General features: G+C 53.4%; 1 pseudogene. It reads left to right on the top strand.

Features of this window, described 5'->3' with window-relative positions:
* Positions 1-71 precede the first annotated feature (71 nt).
* Positions 72-1,591 (top strand): annotated as a pseudogene (locus D8U82_RS24210) (IS3 family transposase).
* Positions 1,592-1,639 lie beyond the last annotated feature (48 nt).

Genomic DNA, 1,639 nt, shown 5'->3' with positions numbered 1-1,639 from the left:
CCCCCCGTGTCAGCCTACCTGTCACCTCTGTTGATTGACTCAACCATTCATGGGGGCGAAGGTGTCTAGCAATGCCGAAGCGTTATGACGATGACTTCAGAGACTGGGCTGTTCTTCAAATGATGCCGCCCTTAAACCGTTCCGTAGCAGAGCTCGCCGTTGCAATCGGCGTCACCCCACAGTCACTGCGAAACTGGAGGCAAATGGCTAGAGATAAAGGATTGATTGTTCCTGGGAATAATAAAACCAGCAATCAGTGGTCCAGCGCCGACAAATTCAACGCCGTTCTGGAAACCGCGCCGTTGAGCGAGGTAGAGCTTTCACAATATTGCCGAATCAAGGGCATTTATCCTGAGCAGATTCAGCAATGGCGCCAAGCTTGCCAGAATGCCAACACTGCGATGGAGCCTCAGCCCAACAAAAAACCGACCACCGAGCAAATACGGATAAAGGAGCTGGAGCGACAACTGCTTCGATCCGATGCTGATTGCAAGGAGGCGGTCGCTTTACTGGAACTCAGAAAAAAAGCCAATGCGATCTGGGGCAAGGACAAGGAAGGCTGATCAGCGCCCCTGATCGTGTGCAGGCTTTGGGCCTGATCGCTGAGGCAGTAGCAAGTGGTGCTCGTCGGTTTCGTGCATGCAAAGAGATCGGGCTGTGTTTGCGGACGGTTCAGCGTTGGCGACACTGCGAAGCCGACAAGCGCCAGATCATCAAGCGCGAAGCACCGTCCAACAAACTCAGCGTCGCAGAGCGTCAGGCTGTTTTGGATGCTGCTAATCAACCTGGCTACGCGAGTCTGACACCGCACCAGATTGTCCCGAAGTTAGCTGACGAAGGTATCTATCTGGCATCGGAATCAACATTCTATCGGGTGCTGAAAGAGGCAAATCAGAATAGCCGTCGAGGCCGAGCCAAAGCTCCGAAGCGCCGAGCTTTGACCACACATTGTGCTGATGCCCCAAATCGAGTTTGGTGTTGGGATATCACGTGGTTACCCACCACCGTTAAAGGTCGCTTTTACTACTGGTACATGGTCAAAGACATCTATAGCCGCAAATTAGTGACCAACGAAGTACACGAATCCGAACGCGCAGAACATGCATGCGTACTGCTTGAAAAAGGATGCTTACGAGAGCGTACGGCGGGTCGTCCGCTGGTACTGCACTCGGACAACGGTCACGTAATGAGAGGCTCGCTTCTTCGAGAAAGCATGATTGCATTGGGCGTCGAACCGTCGTTCAGCCGACCCCGAGTAAGCAATGACAACGCCTATGCCGAAGCGCTTTTTCGTACGGCTAAGTATTGCCCGCTGTGGCCCGAGCGGCCCTTCGACAACCTCACGGAAGCACGACTCTGGGTGCAGAAATTCGTTGAGTGGTACAACGACGAGCATCGTCATAGCGCCTTGAAATACGTGACGCCCAATGAGCGTCACGAAGGCAAGGCACCTGCGTTACTGCAGGCACGGGAGAATCTTTACAAGGCAGCCAAAGCAACTAACCCTAGCCGTTGGAGCGGCGAAGTACGTAATTGGAAACTCGCAAACGCTGTTTACCTGAATCCAGAGCGCCCTGAAACAAGGGCGTAATAGACTCCTAAAACAGCCGTGAAGCGACAGATACGTTGACACGCACCG

This window comes from Pseudomonas sp. Sample_23, from assembly GCF_004307595.1.
Lineage (GTDB): Bacteria > Pseudomonadota > Gammaproteobacteria > Pseudomonadales > Pseudomonadaceae > Aquipseudomonas > Aquipseudomonas atacamensis.
The sequence above is the reverse complement of the archived record's forward strand: the minus strand, read 5'-3'. Positions and strand labels throughout refer to the sequence as shown.